This window comes from Rhizobium sp. S163, assembly GCF_030380805.1.
In the GTDB taxonomy this organism is placed as follows: domain Bacteria; phylum Pseudomonadota; class Alphaproteobacteria; order Rhizobiales; family Rhizobiaceae; genus Rhizobium.
Window position 1 is genome coordinate 476890 of the sequence record NZ_JAUDSA010000018.1, and the last position, 18407, is coordinate 495296.

17 protein-coding genes are annotated in these 18407 nt (G+C 63.6%); 7 read left to right on the plus strand and 10 right to left on the minus strand.

Annotation, left to right across the window (positions count from 1 at the left end; all coding sequences use genetic code 11):
• On the minus strand, nucleotides 1-267 hold the full coding sequence (locus tag QTL96_RS17905) for a DUF6460 domain-containing protein (protein WP_018898330.1): 267 nt from the start codon (nucleotides 265-267) through the stop codon (nucleotides 1-3).
• 143 nt (nucleotides 268-410) lie between these two features.
• On the opposite strand from QTL96_RS17905, the gene QTL96_RS17910 reads away from it, so the two are divergent.
• Nucleotides 411-1343 (plus strand): methyltransferase, encoded by a 933-nt coding sequence (locus tag QTL96_RS17910; RefSeq protein WP_289728620.1) that lies wholly within the window; start codon nucleotides 411-413, stop codon nucleotides 1341-1343.
• Between the two features lie 196 nt (nucleotides 1344-1539).
• Nucleotides 1540-2175 (plus strand): YitT family protein, encoded by a 636-nt coding sequence (locus QTL96_RS17915; RefSeq protein ID WP_018898332.1) that lies wholly within the window; start codon nucleotides 1540-1542, stop codon nucleotides 2173-2175.
• A gap of 3 nt (nucleotides 2176-2178) precedes the next feature.
• Here QTL96_RS17915 and pdeM read toward each other — a convergent pair whose 3' ends face one another.
• On the minus strand, nucleotides 2179-2904 hold the full coding sequence (pdeM, locus tag QTL96_RS17920) for a ligase-associated DNA damage response endonuclease PdeM (RefSeq protein ID WP_289728621.1): 726 nt from the start codon (nucleotides 2902-2904) through the stop codon (nucleotides 2179-2181).
• 182 nt (nucleotides 2905-3086) lie between these two features.
• A complete protein-coding gene (locus QTL96_RS17925; RefSeq protein ID WP_289729142.1) occupies nucleotides 3087-5597 on the minus strand; it encodes a ligase-associated DNA damage response DEXH box helicase in 2511 nt (836 codons plus the stop codon).
• Between the two features lie 127 nt (nucleotides 5598-5724).
• Between QTL96_RS17925 and QTL96_RS17930 the strand changes: the two genes are divergently transcribed.
• Nucleotides 5725-6699 carry an alpha/beta hydrolase gene (locus QTL96_RS17930; protein ID WP_289729143.1) on the plus strand — a complete coding sequence of 325 codons (975 nt, stop codon included), beginning with the start codon at nucleotides 5725-5727 and terminating at the stop codon, nucleotides 6697-6699.
• Here the strand turns inward: QTL96_RS17930 and QTL96_RS17935 are convergent.
• Nucleotides 6693-7448, minus strand: a complete 756-nt coding sequence (locus QTL96_RS17935) for an ABC transporter substrate-binding protein (RefSeq protein WP_113009864.1) — start codon at nucleotides 7446-7448, stop codon at nucleotides 6693-6695. The genes QTL96_RS17930 and QTL96_RS17935 overlap by 7 nt on opposite strands.
• Nucleotides 7449-7629: 181 nt before the next feature.
• Here QTL96_RS17935 and QTL96_RS17940 point away from each other — a divergent pair, with 181 nt between their 5' ends.
• Together QTL96_RS17940 and QTL96_RS17945 are read left to right on the plus strand one after the other, a co-directional pair.
• A complete protein-coding gene (locus QTL96_RS17940; RefSeq protein ID WP_289728622.1) occupies nucleotides 7630-8130 on the plus strand; it encodes an Rrf2 family transcriptional regulator in 501 nt (166 codons plus the stop codon).
• Nucleotides 8131-8151: 21 nt separating this feature from the next.
• On the plus strand, nucleotides 8152-8613 hold the full coding sequence (locus QTL96_RS17945) for a carboxymuconolactone decarboxylase family protein (protein WP_018898338.1): 462 nt from the start codon (nucleotides 8152-8154) through the stop codon (nucleotides 8611-8613).
• 59 nt (nucleotides 8614-8672) lie between these two features.
• Here the strand turns inward: QTL96_RS17945 and QTL96_RS17950 are convergent, their stop codons facing one another.
• The 3 genes from QTL96_RS17950 to QTL96_RS17960 form a co-directional block, all read right to left on the minus strand.
• The gene (locus tag QTL96_RS17950) at nucleotides 8673-9257 is read right to left on the minus strand and encodes a transglycosylase SLT domain-containing protein (RefSeq protein ID WP_209232645.1); all 585 of its coding nucleotides are present in this window, start codon (nucleotides 9255-9257) and stop codon (nucleotides 8673-8675) included.
• A 130-nt stretch (nucleotides 9258-9387) separates the two neighbouring features.
• A complete protein-coding gene (locus QTL96_RS17955) occupies nucleotides 9388-10194 on the minus strand; it encodes a TIGR02186 family protein (protein ID WP_113196525.1) in 807 nt (268 codons plus the stop codon).
• Entirely contained in the window at nucleotides 10194-11114 is a 921-nt protein-coding gene (locus QTL96_RS17960; protein WP_289728623.1) for a sulfite exporter TauE/SafE family protein, read from the minus strand. The genes QTL96_RS17955 and QTL96_RS17960 overlap by 1 nt, the downstream gene beginning before the upstream one ends.
• A 295-nt stretch (nucleotides 11115-11409) precedes the next feature.
• On the opposite strand from QTL96_RS17960, the gene QTL96_RS17965 reads away from it, so the two are divergent.
• Nucleotides 11410-11994: a DUF922 domain-containing protein gene (locus QTL96_RS17965; protein WP_289728624.1), complete on the plus strand. Its 585-nt coding sequence runs from the start codon at nucleotides 11410-11412 to the stop codon at nucleotides 11992-11994.
• 20 nt (nucleotides 11995-12014) lie between these two features.
• Here the strand turns inward: QTL96_RS17965 and QTL96_RS17970 are convergent, their stop codons facing one another.
• Nucleotides 12015-12644 (minus strand): TerC family protein, encoded by a 630-nt coding sequence (locus QTL96_RS17970; RefSeq protein ID WP_018898343.1) that lies wholly within the window; start codon nucleotides 12642-12644, stop codon nucleotides 12015-12017.
• 74 nt (nucleotides 12645-12718) lie between these two features.
• Nucleotides 12719-13246 (minus strand): Rrf2 family transcriptional regulator, encoded by a 528-nt coding sequence (locus QTL96_RS17975; RefSeq protein WP_289728625.1) that lies wholly within the window; start codon nucleotides 13244-13246, stop codon nucleotides 12719-12721.
• A gap of 118 nt (nucleotides 13247-13364) precedes the next feature.
• Between QTL96_RS17975 and QTL96_RS17980 the strand changes: the two genes are divergently transcribed.
• On the plus strand, nucleotides 13365-14264 hold the full coding sequence (locus tag QTL96_RS17980; protein ID WP_289728626.1) for an NAD(P)/FAD-dependent oxidoreductase: 900 nt from the start codon (nucleotides 13365-13367) through the stop codon (nucleotides 14262-14264).
• Between the two features lie 100 nt (nucleotides 14265-14364).
• On the opposite strand, the gene QTL96_RS17985 is transcribed toward QTL96_RS17980, so the two are convergent.
• A complete protein-coding gene (locus QTL96_RS17985; RefSeq protein WP_289728627.1) occupies nucleotides 14365-18174 on the minus strand; it encodes a peptidoglycan-binding protein in 3810 nt (1269 codons plus the stop codon).
• Between the last annotated feature and the right edge of the window lie 233 nt (nucleotides 18175-18407).

Below are 18407 nucleotides of genomic sequence, written 5' to 3' on the forward strand. Positions count from 1 at the left end.
TTACCGGCGATAGCTGAAGAGACGGATGATGAGGAAGATCGGAATGACGATGGTGGCGCCGAGCATCAGATAGTCGCCGACGCGGCCGAGCGCGGAGAAGCCGCGATGCCAGACCTCGAGGATGAAATTGCGGATGCCGTAGATGAAATCCAGCGGTGCCAGCCCGAAGACGGCCATGATGAAGCCGACGATCAGCGACACCACCAAAAGCTTGATCAATGTACGGCCGAGCGAGTCGCCCAGAAACTTGTTCACCTGATCGGACATGCATCATCTCCTGTTCACCCCTGAGATACGGGCGCGAATCGTTGCCCGCAAGCTTTTTCAGGGCTGCTGCACCCGCCTCTGAAATAGGACTTGAGTTTTTTTGTGGCCATCGCCAAATGCGGGCCGCGCAACAGGTCACCATCATGCCGCCCCATCTCCAGACATCAGGCGATGCCATCGCCGACCGCCGTGCCGACTATGCCAGGATGCTGGACAAGGGCGGCGAGCCGGATGCCGCCGCCGAGCTGATGGAGCAGGCGCTGGAGCTGGTGCCGGATTGGGCGGTCGGCTGGTACTGGCTGGCCTCTTACCGCGAAAAATCAGGCAATGTCGCCGGCGCGATCGAGGCCTACAGGCGAACGCGCGAGCTCACCGAGGACGATATCTTCGGCGCCACGTTGAAGCTCGCCTTCCTCGGCGATATCGCCGTGCCCGATCAGCCGCCGAGCATCTATGTCGAGCGCCTGTTCGACGATTACGCCGCCCGCTTCGAGACCTCGCTGGTGGACAAGCTCGGCTACGACGTGCCGGCAAAGCTCGCCCGCATGATCGCGGCGACCGGCCGGCATTACGCGCTGGCCGCCGATCTCGGCTGCGGCACCGGGCTGATGGGACCGGAAATCCGCGCCATGGCCGGCCGGCTGGAAGGCTTCGATCTCTCGCAGAACATGCTGTCGAAGGCGGAGGAAAAGCAGGTCTACGACCATCTCGCTCAGGCGGACCTGTCGCTGCCGGCAGACCAATCCGGGCTGTTTGCGGATGGTAGCCCGCATCGCGCCGATCTCGTCACGGCCGCCGATGTTCTGATCTATCTCGGCAACCTCGAGATCGCCTTTGCATCGGTCGCGGCCCTTTGTGTCGATGGCGCCGACTTCGGCTTTTCCGTCGAGGAAACCGAGGACGAGGAGGGCGTTCATCTCGCCCATTCCCTGCGCTACGCCCACTCGGAAGGCTACATCCGCTCGCTCTGTGCCCGCCACGGCTTCGAGGTGATCGCGATCAGCCGAACCACCATTCGCAAAGATGGCGCCAATATCATTCCCGGCATTCTGTTCCTTGCACGCAAGACCGCCTGACGGAACGATTCTTGCGAAGTTTTAATAGGTCAGCATTGCTTACGTATTTCGCTTGAAAACGTGGCGAATGAACCGGATAATTCCGCTCAGAAGCCGAAGAGCGCGAATGCCGCCCGGCGACCAATCATTCACATCCCCTGCCGCCTGGGGCCTGCCCGGGCGTTCTTGAACTCGTCTGCCGTTGGAGATTAGCGACATGACTCAGCTCATCAATGCCCTTGGCTTCTGGAACACGAGCGCCACGCGTCACACGCCTGTCGAAGACGTGCAGGGCATCTTCTCCGGCAGCCTCGTCGCCGCCCTTGGCCTTTATGTGCTGGCAAGCGCCGGTCTCTTGACCGGCAGCACGGCGGGTATCGCCTTTCTTGTGCACTATGCCTTCGGCATCAATTTTGGCTTGGCCTTCTTCCTGCTCAACCTGCCGTTCTTCTATCTCTCGTGGAAGCGCCTCGGTGTGTCCTTCACCATCAAGACCTTCATCGCGATCGGCCTGACCTCGCTGCTGACAAGCCTGCAGCCGAACGTGATGAGCATCGCGACGATCCATCCGGCCTGGGCAGCCCTTCTCGGCGGTCTTCTGCTCGGCTTCGGCCTATTGGCGCTCTACCGCCACCGCGCCAGCCTCGGCGGCGTCGGCATTCTCGGCATCTACATGCAGGAGCGCTTCGGCATCCGCGCCGGCCTCGTGCAGATGGCCGTCGATCTCTGCGTGCTGGCGGCGGCCTTCTTCGTCACCACGCCGCCGGTCGTGTTTTATTCCGTGCTCGGAGCTGTGGTGCTCAATCTCTTTCTCACGATCAACCACCGCGCCGACCGCTACGTCGCGCTGTAATAGTTAGCCGAGCAGATTGCCGAACCGGACCGAATAAATCCGGTCGCGCCCGAGCAGATGTGCGATCAGCGACGGCTGGTCGAACAGCCCCTTCATCGCCTTGTGGCGCAGATCGAGCCCGCCGCTCATCACCCCGAAAGCCGGCATCAGCAGCCTTGCGCCGTCGGTCGCGAAACAGGGGCGGCGGATGGATTTTTCGCGTCGTCGTACCGTCGCCGAAGGATGCAGGTGCCCGGCGATCTCGCCACTCTGCAACCCGTCCTTCGGCTCGTGCCGGAAGGTGAGGCCACCATATTGCAGCTCATCGGCGCAGGCACCGGGCAGATCGACGGTCCCGTCTGGATCATGGTTGCCGTTGATCCAGATCCACTCCCGCCCGCGCGCCATATCCGCAATCAGCGTGCGGAATGTCTCCGGCATATGTGCCGAGCCGATCCGGTCGTGAAAATTGTCGCCGAGGGAGATCACCAGCTTCGGATCGTAGCGGGTGATGACGGCGGACAGCACCGTCAGCGTTGCCAGCGTATCATAGGGCGGCAGCATCATGCCGCGCCGGGCAAAAGCGGCGCCTTTTTCCAGATGCAGGTCGGAAACGACGAGGACGCCGGTATCCGGCAGATAGAGGCCGCCCAGCGGATCGCACACGGCAGCGATCCCATGCACGGACGTTTCCACGCCCGGCATCGCCGCAATCCCGTTCAGTTCCCGCGCCAGCGCCAGCCGGTTCATCACGTTCGTTTCTTTCCAGTGTCTGGGCGGGGAGGAAGGCCAAAAAGGCCCTCTCTGCCCTGCCGGGCATCTCTCCCACAAGGGGAGAGAAAACGTGTGGCGCCGCTCTGCCTCGGTCATGGCCTAGGCGGTGCGGCCGGATAAGCCCCTCCCCCTTGTGGGGAGGGGTTGGGGAGGGGACTTTACTCCAACGCCTCGGCAATCAGATCGTCCGCGGCTTCCGCCAGCAGAACATCCTGCGCCTCGCCATGCACATGCTCCTTGCCGATCTCCAGCATCACAGGCACGGCGAGCGGCGAGATGTGCTCGAGCGGGCGGTGGGTAATGTGCCCCTTGATTCGCTTCAGCATATCGCCAAGACGGCCGATGTCCAAAAGCCCAGTCGCTGCATCCTGCCGGGTCGCCTGCAGCAGGATATGGTCGGGCTCGTGGGTCCTGAGCACGTCGTAGATCAGATCGGCGGAAACCGTCACCTGCCGGCCGCTCTTTTCCTTGCCCGGGTGCCGACGCTCGATCAAGCCTGCAATCACGGCGCAATTGCGGAAGGTGCGCTTCAAAAGGAAGGATTCGTCGAGCCAGCTTTCGAGATCGTCGCCCAGCATGTCCTCGTCGAAGAGATCGGAGAGGCTGAGCCGGCCGGTCGATATCATCCGCCCCATATCCTCCAGCCCCCAGATGCCAAGCGAATAATCGGTGGCGACGAAGCCGAGCGGCTTGGCGCCTGCGCGTTCCAGCCGGCGGGTCAAAAGCATGCCCAGCGTCTGGTGCGCCAGCCGCCCCTCGAACGGGTAGGCCACCATGTAGCAGCGGCTGCCGCGCGGGAAGGTCTCGATCAGCAACTCGTCCCGCTTCGGCAGGATCGACTTCTCCTTCTGGATCGCCAGCCAGTCGCGCACCTGGTCCGGTAGCCGGTGCCAGCGGTCAGGATCGTCGAGCATCGAGCGCACCTGATCGGCGAGATAGGTGGAGAGCGGAAACTTGCCGCCGGCATAGGATGGGATCTTCGGGTCGTTGGAATAGGCCTGGCTGGCCAGCGCCTCGTTCTCGCGGATACCCTCGAAGCGCAGCACCTTGCCGGAGAAGATGAAGGTATCGCCGGGCGAAAGCTGCTCGAAGAAATACTCCTCCATCTTGCCGAGCGTCGCCCCGCCGCGCCCGATGCGACCGCCTTCGCCGCGCTTCACCATCTTCAGGTTCAGCATCGGGCTCTCGACGATGGTGCCGAGGTTCAACCTGTATTGCTGCGCCACCTGCGGATTGGAAACGCGCCAGCGCCCTTCTTTGGTCTTGCGGATACGGGCATAGCGTTCATAGGTGCGCAGCGCATAGCCGCCGGTGGCGACGAAATCGACGATCCGCTCGAAGGTCTCCCAACTAAGGTCAGCATAGGGCGAGGCGCTGATGATCTCGTCATAGAGCTCCAGCATGTCGAATGGCTCGGCGCAGGCCATGCCGAGAACATGCTGGGCGAGCACGTCGAGCGCGCCGCGCCCGACCGGCGGCGTGTCCTGCGCGCCGATATAGTTGGCGTCGAGTGCTGCCTGGCACTCCATCACCTCGAAGCGGTTGGCGGGAACGAGGATCGCCTTGGAGGGCTCGTCCATCCGGTGGTTGGCGCGGCCGATGCGCTGCGCCAGTCGCGAGGCCCCCTTCGGCGCCCCCACATGGATGACGAGATCGACGTCGCCCCAGTCGATGCCGAGATCGAGCGTTGAGGTGGCGACCACGGCGCGCAGCCGGTTCGCCGCCATCGCCGCCTCCACCTTGCGGCGCTGACCGACATCGAGCGAGCCGTGATGCAGCGCGATCGGCAGATTGTCGTCGTTGGCGGTCCACAGCTCCTGAAACAGCATCTCCGCCTGACTGCGGGTGTTGACGAAGAGCAGCGTCGTCTGGTGCTCGATGAGCTGCTTGTAGACATCGGGGATCGCGTATTTGGCCGAATGCCCGGACCAGGGAATGCGCTCTTCCGTCGACAGGATCGAGATATCAGGCTTGGCCCCACCCTCGACGGTGACGATGCCTGAATGCCGCTCGCCACCTTCCGGCTGCGCCACCAGCCACTTCTGCAGCTCCAGCGGCTCGGCGACGGTGGCCGAAAGCCCGATCGTCTGCAGCCTCGGCGCAAGCCGCCTGAGCCGCGCCAGCCCCAGCGACAGCATGTGCCCGCGCTTCGAGGTGACCAGCGAATGCAGCTCGTCGAAGATGATGTACCTGAGATCCTTGAAGAAACGCTCGGCCTCGCCATTGGCGAGCAGCAGCGCCACCTGCTCCGGCGTCGTCAAAAGGATGTCGGGTGGGCTGAGCTTCTGGCGCTGGCGCTTGGAAACGGGGGTGTCGCCGGTGCGGTTCTCGACGGTAACGGGAAGCCCCATCTCCAGCACCGGCTTCATCAGATTGCGCTCGATATCGACCGCCAACGCCTTCAGCGGCGAGACGTAGAGCGTGTGGATGCCGGTGAAGGCAGAGCCGGGCGGGATCTTGCCGCGGCGGGTGAGATCGGTGAGCGATGGCAGGAAGCCGGCCAATGTCTTGCCGGCCCCGGTCGGCGCAATCAACAATGTGCTTTCGCCGGCCTCGGCGCGCGCCAGAAGCTCCAGCTGATGCCTGCGCGGCTGCCAGCCCTTCTCCGCGAACCAGCGGGTAAAGGGGGCAGGCAGGGATATCAGGCGCTCGCTATCGATCTGGTCCACCGCCTGAATGTAGTTCAAACCGCGCCGATGAGAAGGCGTCGAGTCAGGCGATCGTCGATGTGGCCGCTAATTCCGCCGCATTGCTGGTCTGCCTTGCAACAACCAAGGCAAACCGATGGAACGACAGATGCTGACGCGCCGATCCGTGCTGGCCGCCCTGAGCGCCGCAACCGTGATGCCGAACGTGTTGCTGCCGGGCAGGGCCCAGGCCGCCGGCAATCCGGCGGACGCGCCGAGCGAAATCCTGCCCCTGTGGCAAGGAGAGCCGCCGGGTGGCGGCGGCCCATCCGGCGCGATCGTCGAAAATGCCAGAGGCGCGATCAGCAACATCGCCATGCCCAATATTGCGGTTTACGCACCGGCGAAACCGAACGGCATTGCAGTGCTGATCGCCGGCGGTGGCGGATACCGACGGATCTCGATGCGCAACGAAGCGAGGCCGGCGGCGCGCTGGCTGAACAGCCGCGGCATCACCGCTTTCGTACTGTCCTATCGATTGCCGGGCGAGGGCTGGGCGGCCGGTCCGTTGGCGCCGTTGCAGGACGCGCAGCGCGCGATCCGGCTGATCCGGGCCAATGCCGCGCATTTCCGCATCGATCCCGGCCATCTGGGTGTGCTGGGCTTCTCCGCTGGCGGCCATCTGCTTGGCCTTGCGGCGACCCGTTCAGCATTCGCTTCCTACCGAGAGGTCGATGCCGCGGACAAGCAATCGGCGCGACCGGATTTCGCGGCGCTCATCTATCCCGTCATCACGCTGAAGCCGCCCTATGACAACACCTGGACCCGACACATGCTGATCGGCAGACATCCGAGCGCGGCCCTCAGCGCCGAATGGTCGGTCGAGGATCATGCCAGAGCACGCTGCCCGCCGATGTTTCTGGTGCAGGCAAAGGACGATCCGATCTCCGATCCTGAAAACACTGTCATCATGCAGCAGGCCTGCCTGAAGGCCGGCGTGCCGGTGGAATTGCACCAGTTGGAGAATGGCGGCCACGGCTTCGGCATGGGGCGAAGCGGCAAGGCGTCGGCGGATTGGCCGGATGACTTTGCGCCATGGCTGGCGCGTATCAACCGACCGATCCTGCTATCATCAGGTCAGTAGATATCGAAAGGGAAGTACTGCTTGGTGATCTTCTGGTAGGTGCCGTTGGCAACCAGCGCGTCGATCGCCTTGTTGAAGCGCTCCTTCAGCTCCGTCTCCCCCTTGCGGATGCCGATGCCGGCCTGCGTCTCGCTTCCCGGGATATCGCCGAGCAGCTTGCAGCAATCCTTGCCGGCCTTGTTCAGCCAGTCGACGACCACGAACTTGTCGGAGACCACCGCGTCGGTGCGGCCGTTCTGCAGGTCGGCCACGGCCTCGTCCTGCGTCGGATAGAGCTTCGCCTCAGCGCCGCCCTTGGCGTAGACGTCGCTGGTGTAGTTTGCCTGCGTCGTCGATGCCTGCGCGCCGACCACCTTGCCCTTCATGTCCTCGACCGTAACGCCCTTGATCGGGCTGTCCTTGGGCACGGCGACGGCAAGCGGCGTCGTGTAGTATTTGTTGGTGAAGTCGATCTGCTGCTTGCGCTCCTCGGTAATGCTCATCGAGGCGATGATCGCGTCGTATTTCTTGGCGAGCAGCCCGGGAATGATGCCGTCCCAATCCTGGGCGACGATCGTGCACTTGGCCTTCATTTCCTCGCACAGCGCCTTGGCCATGTCGACATCGAGCCCCTTCAGGCTGCCGTCCGATTCCACGTAGTTGAAGGGAGGGTAGGCGCCCTCGGTGGCGATCCGGATGGTGTCTTCGGCGGAGGCAAGATGCGCCGTGGCCAGAAGTGCCGCGGCCGTCAGCAAGATCGTCTTTTTCATTGATGTTCCCTTTTGGAGTGTTTTGACACTGCAACCTTAGCTGATCCCAATCGCTTCACAAGCCTTTGCTGAATAAGCCGAAAGTCTACCGCCTCGGGCGCAATTGCAGGGTCCCGGAAAGAAGGTTGACAGGCGACATAATCATGGATATATTTTATCCATGAATTGAGGAGTTGAGTGAATGAAACTCGGAGACGGCGTCGAACAGGCCATTCACAGCGTGGCGATGCTCTCGGGTTTGTCCGAGGGTGGCGTGCTGTCGGCGGCAGCACTTGCGGAGTTTCACGGGGTGTCGACGAGCTATCTCCTGAAGCATCTGCAGGCGCTGTCAGGTGCCGGCATCCTTCACACCGTGCCCGGCCCGAAAGGTGGCTATCGCCTCGCAAGGCCGGCGGAGAAGATCACGCTGCTCGACATCGTGTTGGCCGTCGAAGGTCCGGCGCCCGCCTTTCGCTGCAACGAAATTCGCCAGCGCGGGCCGAACCCGGCGCCGGATCGTTTTTTCGCCAAGCCGTGCAACATCTCGGCGGCGATGCTGAAGGCCGAGCGCGTCTATCGCGCCGAGCTCGCCAAGACCACCATTGCCGATCTCGGCGCCGAACTGGCGGAGATTGACGACGGGACGATCGCAGCCAGAAGCTGCGCGTTCCTGGAAATGCATGAACGTCGAACGGCTCGCTGAGCCATCAAAGGAGAAAGTGCCATGCAACCGCGTTTCAATTTCGCCAAGGCCGCACCGGATGCCTACAAGGCCGTGCTCGCGCTTGAGGATTACGTCCAGAAGTCCGGCCTCGAACGCCGCTTCATTCACCTGATCAAGCTGCGGGCGTCGCAGATCAACGGCTGCGCCTATTGCGTCGACATGCACGTCAAGGAAGCCCGCCATGACGGCCTGAGCGAGCAGTGGATCAACCTCATGTGCGTCTGGCATGAATCGCCCGTCTATGACGAACGCGAACGCGCGCTTCTCGGTTGGGTCGATGCCGTCACCAAGGTCGCCCAGACGGGCGCTCCCGATGCCGATTATGAAGCGCTCAAGGCGCATTTCAGCGAAGCCGAGATGATGAACATCACGGTTGCCATCGGCGCCATCAATGTCTGGAATCGCCTGGCCGTTGGCTTCCGCGCCCAGCACCCGATCGACAAGCCGGCCAAGGCCGCCTGATTTCATCGCGCACTTTAGACCGGGCTGGCGGCGCTACCGCCGGCCCGTCGTCATTTGAACTAGCTGCAACCACCCTGCAGCTGCTGCTGATAGGTCGCAGCCATGCCTGCAAACCGCTGCGCCGTCTTCTGCAACTGCGCGTTCGAGCGCCAGTCGCCGCGCATGTATCCCTTCGGACCGGAATAGTAGGCGAGGTAGAGGCTGTAGGCGTCGTTGAGCTGGATGCCGGTCGTCTGGCTGTTCTGCCAGTGATACCAGCCGATGAAATCGATCGCGTCGGAAAAGTTGGTGCGCCGCGCGCTCCAGTTCCCCGTAGCCGATTGGTAGTGATCCCAGGTGCCGTTGAGCGCCTGCGAGTAGCCATAGGCCGTCGATTGCCGCTTCCACGGGATAAAGCCGAACAGTTTGGTGCGGGGCGGCCGCGCATTCGGCTGGAAGCCCGATTCCGTATACATCGTCGCCATCAGGATCGGCACCGGCACGCCATATTTCTTCTCGGCCTTCTCCGCCGAGCGCTGCCAGCTGGTGAACATCCCGTCGCGCTGGTCGAACACCGCGCAGATGTTTCGGGTCTGTTTGGGAGCAGTCGCGCAGCCGGCAAGAACAGCCAGAACCACGACGGCAAGGAGAGTACGGATACGCATGACTAAACCTCTCGACGTCGGAGAGATTACTAACTGGTAAACGTTAATGGTCGGTTTTTAGACAATGACGATGCCGTGATCATCTTGTGGCGAGACCGGGGCAGGCCCATCCAGCCGAGGCCGCGATCGATCACTCCTTGCGGAACACCACGCTGGCGCCCCAACCGGTCACGACGGCCAGGAACACGGCAAACAGGCCGTAGATGATCGGCTGCTCGTGCGCCGCATCGGTGATCGTCTGCTCGATGCCGGTCTTGATCACCCGCAGGGGCGCCGACTTCTCGGTCACGAACTTGCCGCTCTTGAAGAGATAAGCGCGAACAGTATGCACGCCGTTCGGAATGTTGGCCGGCAGCCGCAGGCTCGCCTTGAACAGGTTGGAGCTGACGAAGCGCACGCCGCTCGGATCGCGGACATATAGGCCGCTGCGCTCCTGCAGCCGGCGATAGGCATCGCGGAATTCACCGACATTGCTGGCATTGCCGAGAAAGCCCATCGGCGTCAGCGGAATATGGTCGATGCCGATGCCGCGATCGGTGAGATCAAGCGGCGTCGTCACATCATCGAGCATGCGCGAGCTCGACATCGAATAGGAATGCGGCACAGTCTCGAAGGTCATCGAATGCGTGTTGACCCAGATCCCGAACACCCGCTCCTTCTTGCGCACCGTGGCATTGTCGCGCGGGCCTTCCAGCACCACGACCACGTCATATTGGCCGATCGCGAGCAGCAGGCTGTCGGTGTTGGTCAAGGCGCCGAAGATCGTCAAATCCGCGCCGTGAAAGTCGGAGGTAATGGCGATCTCGCTGGTGGAGGTGCCGATCTCCAGCCCCTCGGCAACGGGCTGCGGCGTCTGGCCGGGCAAAAGCATCTGTGCGCCGGCCGCCGTCGGCAGCAGCATGAGGGATACGAGCAATGTCCTGAGCAGGTGACGCATCAGTTGGCACCCATCACGACCGAATAGATATCGCTCGGCGTGACCACCAGCGCCACGGCAAGGCGAAGACCGACGGCGAGAACGAGCAGCCCAAGCAGCGCGCGCAACTGCTCGCCGCGCAGCTTCTGCCCGACGCGAACGCCATATTGCGCGCCGATAACGCCCGCGATCATCAGGATGAAGGCCAGCACGATATCGACCGAGAAGTTGGTCGCCGCCTGCACGACCGTCGTATAGGCGGTGACGAAGATGATCTGGAACAGCGACGTTCCGACGACGACGTTGGTCGGAATGCGCAGCAGATAGATCATCGCCGGCACCATGATGAAGCCGCCGCCGACGCCCATGACAGACGTCAGGATGCCGATGCCGAAGCCGAGTGACACGATCGGGATAACGCTGAGGAAGATCTTCGATTTCTTGAATCGCATCTTAAGCGGCAGGCGGTGAACCCAGTGATGATGTCCCGGCCGGCGTGGTGCGGCCGGAATGTTCTTCGACGCGCGCCGCATCGCGTTGACGCTTTCAAGCAGCATCAGACCGCCGACCGTGCCGAGGAAGAGCACGTACATCAAGGAGATGATCAGATCGAGCTGGCCGAGCCGGCGCAGCAGCGAAAACACCCAGATGCCGACGGTGGCCCCCGCGAGACCTCCCGCCAGAAGCACCGAACCGAGCTTCACATCCAGCGTCCCGCGCCTGAAGTGGGTCAGCGCGCCCGAGATCGATGAAGCGACGACCTGATTGGCGCCGGTAGCAACCGCGACGACGGGCGGGATGTTGTAGAAAATGAGAAGCGGCGTGATCAGAAAGCCGCCGCCCACGCCGAACATGCCGGACAGGAAGCCGACGGCCGCACCCATGCCGAGGATGATGAAAATGTTCACCGACAATTCTGCGATGGGCAGATAGATTGTCACAGCCGACCCCGATTTGCGGACGACCCGGCGGGCCGTTGCGTTCCCCACGTTTTATGCGAATGCGATACGGTAACCTGAAATCGTTGCGATAGGCTTTCGATCAGCGACACCGCGTCTCCTCAATACGCGAAGAATTCTGATTAATCAGGCTTTTTTCAGGTTTTGTGACAATCGCGGCACACTCGTGCGCGGAAGCGGCCGAACGCCCAGCAGTGCGATTGAACGCGAGGTGGCGGCGCCCTAGGTTGGCCGCGCGGAACAAAGTACGGGGAAAGATGTGGGATCAGCCATTCGAATGTTGACGCTGGGCGCGCTGATCGCATCGATGCCGGTCGCGGCGCTCGCGCAGTGGAAGCCGACCGAGGAGGTGCGAAACTACGCGATATCAGGCACGACCGGCGCTGAACTCTATGGCTCGATCGGAGAGCGCGGCCCCGAGGTCGGCGGCCAGTCCAGGGTGATCGCCCACACCACGTTCAAGCTGACATGGACGCGCAAATACGAGCGGCAGCCGGACAATGCCTGCATGCTGACGGTCGCCAAGCCGAAGCTGACGATCATCTACACGCTGCCCAAGCCGTCCTCCAAACTCTCGCCAGCGGTTCAGACCAGCTGGAACAGCTTCATCGAGGAAATCCGCAAGCATGAGCGTGTGCATGGCGACACCATCATCGACATGGTGCATGAGATCGAGACGCTCAGCCTCGGCTTTTCCGCGCCCGATGATCCCGATTGCCGAAAGATCCGCGCCAATCTCACCGAAAGGCTCGGCGAGATATCCGGCAGGCAGCGCCAGCGCGGTCGCGATTTCGACCGGGTGGAGATGAGCGACGGCGGCAATGTGCAGGCGCTCATCTTGAAGCTCGTCAACGGCCCCTGACGGGGCCGTCCGAGATTGCTTTAGCCGCCCGTTGCTGCCGCGACATGCGGCCAGACTTCCAGTCCGCCGCGATAGATCATGTGCAGGGCGACATAGACGATGATCGCCAGGCCGATATAGGCGATCCAGTGATAGCGGTTGAGCAGCCGCGCGATGAAGTTCGCGGCGATACCCATCATCGCGATTGACAGGATCAGGCCGATGACAAGCACGGTCGGATGCTCGCGGGCCGCACCCGCCACGGCAAGCACGTTGTCGAGCGACATCGACACGTCGGCGATGACGATCTGCGTGGCAGCCTGGAAGAAGGTCTTGCGAGGAACCTGCGCGCCCTCGGCATGCTCGCCTTCGCCGTCCTGGGCATTGTTGGCGCGGATTTCCCGCCACATCTTCCAGCAGACCCAGAGCAGCAGGATGCCACCCGCGAGCAACAGGCCAATGATCTCGAGCAATTGCACGGTGACGCTGGCAAGCGCGATGCGCAGCACGGTGGCGGCGAGAATGCCGACCAGAATGGCCTTCTTGCGCTGATCGGGGGCAAGGCCGGCGGCGGCTAGCCCGATGACGACGGCATTGTCGCCGGCCAGAACCAGGTCGATGACAATGACCTGCAGAAGCGCCAGCAAGCCGGCGGATGTGAATATTTCCATGGTGCAATTATCCCTGCGCTGCGCGAAGCCTCTCCCCGGCGTCGCCAAGGCTTAAAGGATCGGTTGGCAATGGATCAAGTGCTGTCGGCCAGCTTCGGCAAAAGATCCGCGCCTTTCGCGTAAATCCAGCCGGATGCCGATTGTTCCGCGTGAATGTTGCCGTGGATGTTGCATTGTCCCTCGGGCATGCGCCGGTCGAAATCGGCCGCGACGTCGGCAATGGTCACCGTGCGGAAGCGTTCCAGCAGAAGCGCTTCGGCTTCCCTCAGCGCGTCGCCGAGCTTGGCATCGACGGCCTGTTCCACGAGACACTCCGGCTGATCGACCGAAGGGCCGATCGCAAACAGCGGCGGCTTGCCGATTGCCTCGTAGATGTCGAGGAGCGTGATCTGGTCGAGCCCGCGCGCCAGTTCCCAGCCGCCGCCATGCCCCTGTTCGGAGCGGACATAGCCAAAGTCGCGCAGGCCGGCCATGGTGCGCCTCACGACAACGGCATTGGTGCCGAGCATTTTCGAAATGGTTTCCGATGTCGCGCGCTTGTAGTGCCGGTCCATGTGGATCAGCACGTGCAGCATGCGCGAAAGGCGGCTGTCGCGTCTCATTCGCTTACTCCTGTTGCAATCAATCTAGCGCCTGAGCTCATCTGTAACAAGATAGGTTACGTATCTTGACGGCGAGCTTTCATGTAACATATGAAGATGCGAGATATAGGAGAACCTCATGACCTACGATGTGATCATTGTCGGCGGCAGCTTCGCCGGCCAGTCCGCTGCCATGCAGCTTGCCCGCGCGCGCCGAAAGGTGCTGGTTGTCGATGGGCGCAAGCCGCGCAATCGTTTCGCGGAAGCGTCCCACGGCTTCCTCGGCCAGGACGGCAAGGCGCCGGCGGCAATCATCGCTGAGGCATCCCGCCAGCTCGGCCTCTACAAGACGGTGACGCAGCTGCAGGGCGAAGCAACCGAGATCGGCAGGGAAGGGGACCTCTTTGCCCTCACGCTTGCCGACGGCACCACGCAGCGCGCCACCCGCATCGTGCTTGCCACGGGTGTCCGCGATGAACTGCCCGATATCGAGGGGCTGCAACAGCGCTGGGGCAAGACGGTAATCCATTGCCCCTTTTGTCACGGCTATGAAGTGGCCGACCGCCCGCTCGGCGTGCTCGCGGGCAATCCGATGTCGGTGCATCAGGCGCAGATGATCCCGGATTGGGGACCGACCACCTATTTCACACAAGGGCAATGGGAGCCCGATCCTGAGCAGGCGGCCCTGCTCGATGCACGCGGCGTTACCGTCGTCCGCAGCCCGGTCGTCGAATTGCTGGGAGAGGGGACCGACCTGGAAGCCGTTCGCCTAAACGACGGCCGCGTCCTGCCGCTTGGCGGCCTGTTCGTCGCACCGAAGACGCATCTGACGAGCCCGCTCGCCGAACAGCTCGGCTGCGCGCTGGAGGCCGGCCCCACCGGCCCCTTCATCCGCGTCGATAGTTTTCAACAGACCACGGTCAAGGGCGTCTACGCCGCCGGCGATGCCGCCGTCGCGATGGCCAATGCGACCATGGCCTCTGCCGCAGGCGTCATGGCCGGCGTTGCCGCGCACCGCTCGCTGATCATGCCGGACTGAGCACGCTTCAGGCGAGGGCGCTGGAAGGCATCGCTTTCACCAAACAAAAATCCCCCGCAAACGCCGGTTTGCGGGGGATTTTGTGTGAGCCTTCGCTCGATCAGGCCTTCGTCGATGGCGCCTTGTTGCGTTCCAGCAGCGCCTTGACCGTCGCGTCGTTGATCTTGCCGCTCGGCTCCTGGCCGATCGACTTCTGGAAGCTCTTGATCGCAGCAACCGTCTTGGTGCCGAGTTCGCCATCCGGCTGGCCGGCGTCGAAACCGTTATTGTTCAGGATCGCCTGGATGTTGCGGATTGCCCGCTTCATGTCGACGCTGGAGGTCTTGGTGGCCGTGCCTGCCCATTCATCAGGAACCTCGATGCCGTTCGACTTGTTGTCGAGCGGCTCGGCCTTCCAGAGATCCGCCTTGGCGCGGGCCTTCTCCAGCTGATCCGGCTTCATGGCGTTGGCGACTTCGTCGCGCTTTTGCGAAGCGTCCTTGTCGCCGCCCTTGGCAGCGATCGCGAACCACTTGTAGGATTCCGTCAGATCCTGCGGCACGCCGTTGCCACGGGCGCACAGGATCGCCAGGTTGAACTGGCTGTCGGTGATGTCGAGATTGGCGGCCTTGGTGAACCAGTTGGCGGCTGCCGAATAATCCTGCTGTCCGAGCGCGCCGGAGGCGTAGAGCACGGCGAGATTGTGCATCGCGTTCGCGTTGCCCTGGTTGGCGGCCTCTTCGTAGAACTGCTTGGCCTTGTTGGCGTCGCGGGCAACGCCGGTGCCCTTCTCATACATGCTGCCGAGGCGGTACTGCGCCGGCGCGAAGCCCTTGTCGGCGGCCATCTGGTACCAGTTCAGCGCCTGGTTCGGGTCGGCGGTCACGCCGGCACGGCCATCGCTGTACCTCGCGCCGATTTCAAACAGCGCCAGCGCATCGCCGGACTTCGCGGCATCCGCAAGCGACTTCGGCTGGATCGTGTCGGGGACGGCGATCGCGGGTGCCGCTGTGGCCGGTGCGGTTTCGGCCGCCGATGGTGCCGCGTTGTTGGCGGTGAAGGCGGACGTATCCTGCGGTGCGCCCGAAGGTGCGAGCGCGCCATTGCCGCCAAGCGGTGCGGCTTCGGTCAGCCGCTCGGGTGCTGCCGGCTCCGTTGGCGCTGGTGCGACATTGGCCGTCACGGGCGGGGTCGGCGTCGAGACAGCGGGTGCCTCGGGGGCTGCCGCGACGGGTGCGGAAGGTTCGGGCGCGGTTTCGCTGTCTGCGGGCAGCGTTGCGTTCTGCCCATCGGTGATCGCTGCCACTTCGGCGGTCGGCGCGGGCGCGCCCGAGGTCAGCGTGCGGGCCAGCGGGAAGGCCATGATCGCCAGAAGCACGGCGCCGACGGCAAGCAGGATCGGACGGCGGAAGCGCGAGAATGCGCTGCCCTTGCCTGATTCCTTGGCCGGATCCTTGATCTTCGCCTTCTTCTCGCCCTTCACCGCCCCGGCCTTGCCGCTGGGATCGACTTCGAGAGCTGCGGCCTGTGCGGCGCGGCGGGCAGCCGCGATGTAGTCGGCGCGATCCGTATCGCTTGCCGGCTTCGGGTTGGTGCGGGCCGCATTCTGGCTGGCGCGCACGCGCTCCAGGATCTTCTTGACGTCAGGCGCACCGGAGCCCGGCTCCAGCGGCTCGTTGGCGGCCTCAGGCGGCATCACGTCGACAGGATCGATCGACGGCGACGGGTCGATGACGGCGCGTTCGCCGGTCTTGGCTTTCTTCGAAGGCAGCAGGCGCTTGCCCAGGCTGACGAGCAGGCTTCCCTTTGCGGCGGCCGCGGCAGGCTTGCTGGCGGCCTCGATGGCAATGGCGCTGGTCTCGGATGCGGCGATTGCCGGTGCGGCCGGCTCAGGCGCGGGCTCGGCCTTGCGTACGGCTTCCGGTACGCGGGTGCCGAACACGGCGGGCTTCTCGACTTCCTCGGTGCCGGCCTCAGCCATCGCGTAAGGGTCGACGTTGAAATCGACGTCGGCGGTCGGCATCCGGGCCGGCGGACGGGCCGTGCGGCTCTCCATGTCGTCGAGCCGGTCGGCAATGTGCACCAGCGTTTCGTGCAGCGCCTGGAAGGTCTTGTGCGTGCGCTCCTCGCCGCTGCGGCTCAGATCCTCGAGATGGCGAAGATCGGCGGCGAGCGCATTGAGCGCCGACATGTCGACGCCGGCACCACCACCCTGCAGGGCGCCGTTGCGCGAATAGGCCTCGACGACCGCCTCGGCGGCCTGGCGGGCGGCTTCGACGATGTATTCGTCGCTGGTCGCCATGTAATCTTCGATCGCGCCCATGCGGCGGTCGAAATCGATGGCGATCTCGGTGCTCGGGCGTGGCTCGCTCATCAGCGCGGAAAGATTGGCGATCTGGTCTTCCAGATTGCGCAGCGCGTTGGCGTCGGTCGCGGGAGCTGCCGAGCTCTCGTCGAGACGGGCGGCGATATCGCTCAGCCGGTCCTCGATGCGCAGGAAGGCTGCGTCGTCGACCGGGGTCTGCATCGCCTGCTGCGGCTGGAATTCCATCTCGTCGATGCGGCGAGCGAGATAGTCGAGGCGCTGCGCCAGCGCATCGTTGACTGCGCCGTTCTCGAGCGCGTCGATCTTGCGCGAGATATCGGCGAGCGCGCCGGTCAGTTCGGGCTGCGGTGCGGCCCGCTGGCTCTTTTCGAGCAGGAAGGCCAGATGTTCGAGCCGTTCGTCGAGGCGCGACGTGGCCTCGGCATTGGCGACTTCCTCGACACGGGCCGTCAGGGCTTCGAGCCGTTCGGCAAGCCCATCGGCCGGGTTGGCGCGGCTGGCCACGCTCTGGCCCATAAGCTCGATCTGGTCGGCAAGGCCGCTCAGCCGTCCCTCAAGGCGGTGCATTGCAGCTGGATCGCCCGATGTCGCGGCGCGGCCGGTCGCGGCGATCGCGCGGCTGATTTCGTCGAGACGGCTGTCCATCGATGCGAACTGCTCGGACATCGCCCGGTCATGCGGCTGGATCATGCTGCCGAACTGCTCCATCGCCGTTGCGATGGAGATGAGCTTGTCTTCGAGCGCCTTGACGGCCGGGCTTTCGCCCATGCCGCCGATATGGCGCTTGATATCGTCGAGGCGGTAGGCAAGCGCCACCAGTTCTTCCTGCAGGCCGGATGTGTCGAGCGCGTGCAGCTGGTTCTCGAAGCCGTCCCAGCGCTGGTCCATGTGGCGCAGCGAATCCTCGCGCGCCAGCCCGTCCATCAGCGAGCGCAGGTCTTCGAATTCGCCGCGCAGGCCGTGGGCCTCTGATGTTTCGGAGCGAGCGGCCAGATGGTTGATGCTGTCGGCAAGCCGGCTCATGTCGGCATGAATGTCTTCTGCGAAGGGGCGATCGGCGGCGGTTGCCTTGATCTCGCGCAGTTCGCCGCGCAGCGCGTCCATTTCGCGGGCCACGCCCTCGGAGATGTCGCGCTTCAGATCCTGGCGCAGGCTGACGAGCGCCTGGGCGATTTCCGTCATCGTGTCTTCGGCACCACGCGGACTGGCGACAGGAGCCTGTGGCTGCTGAACGGCCGCGCGTGGCTGCGGCGCTGGCGTGTGTGCGGGAGCTGGCTGGGCCGCATAGGCCGTCGCCTGTTCGCGGGGTGCGTAAGGGGTGGTCTCGCGGGCGGCGCGCTCGCGGCTTGCGTCGAGCATGCGCTGGCGCTGGCGGATCTCGGCAAGCGGATCGGGACGCGGCTCGGCGGCGGCGTAGGGCGCTCGCGGCGTGTAAGTGGCGGGGGCGGGTTCGCGCTCGGGCGCCGGCTGGCGATTGCGCTGCTCGCGCACTCCGCTGCCGATCAGGCCTTCGATCCGTGCTTCCAATCCCTCGATCGTGCGGTTCAGCGCGTCAAGCGACGCCCTGTCGGAAGGCCGGGGAGAATGTGATCGCGATCCGTTCATCTTCTTGCTCGCTTATCTGTTCGCACCCTCGTCAGGGCCGATCATTGGCTTTTCCGTCAGAGCCGCAACGAATGCGGATCAGAGAGCATCGTCCATGAGAGGATAATCAATTAGGCTTTCCTCAAGCTGTACGTGTGGCGCGCATCCCATAAAACGCGAGACTTGAAAGAAGGAATGCAGGACACCAATGCTCAAACGTCACCTTTCACGGAACGTGGTAAACAACCCGTTAA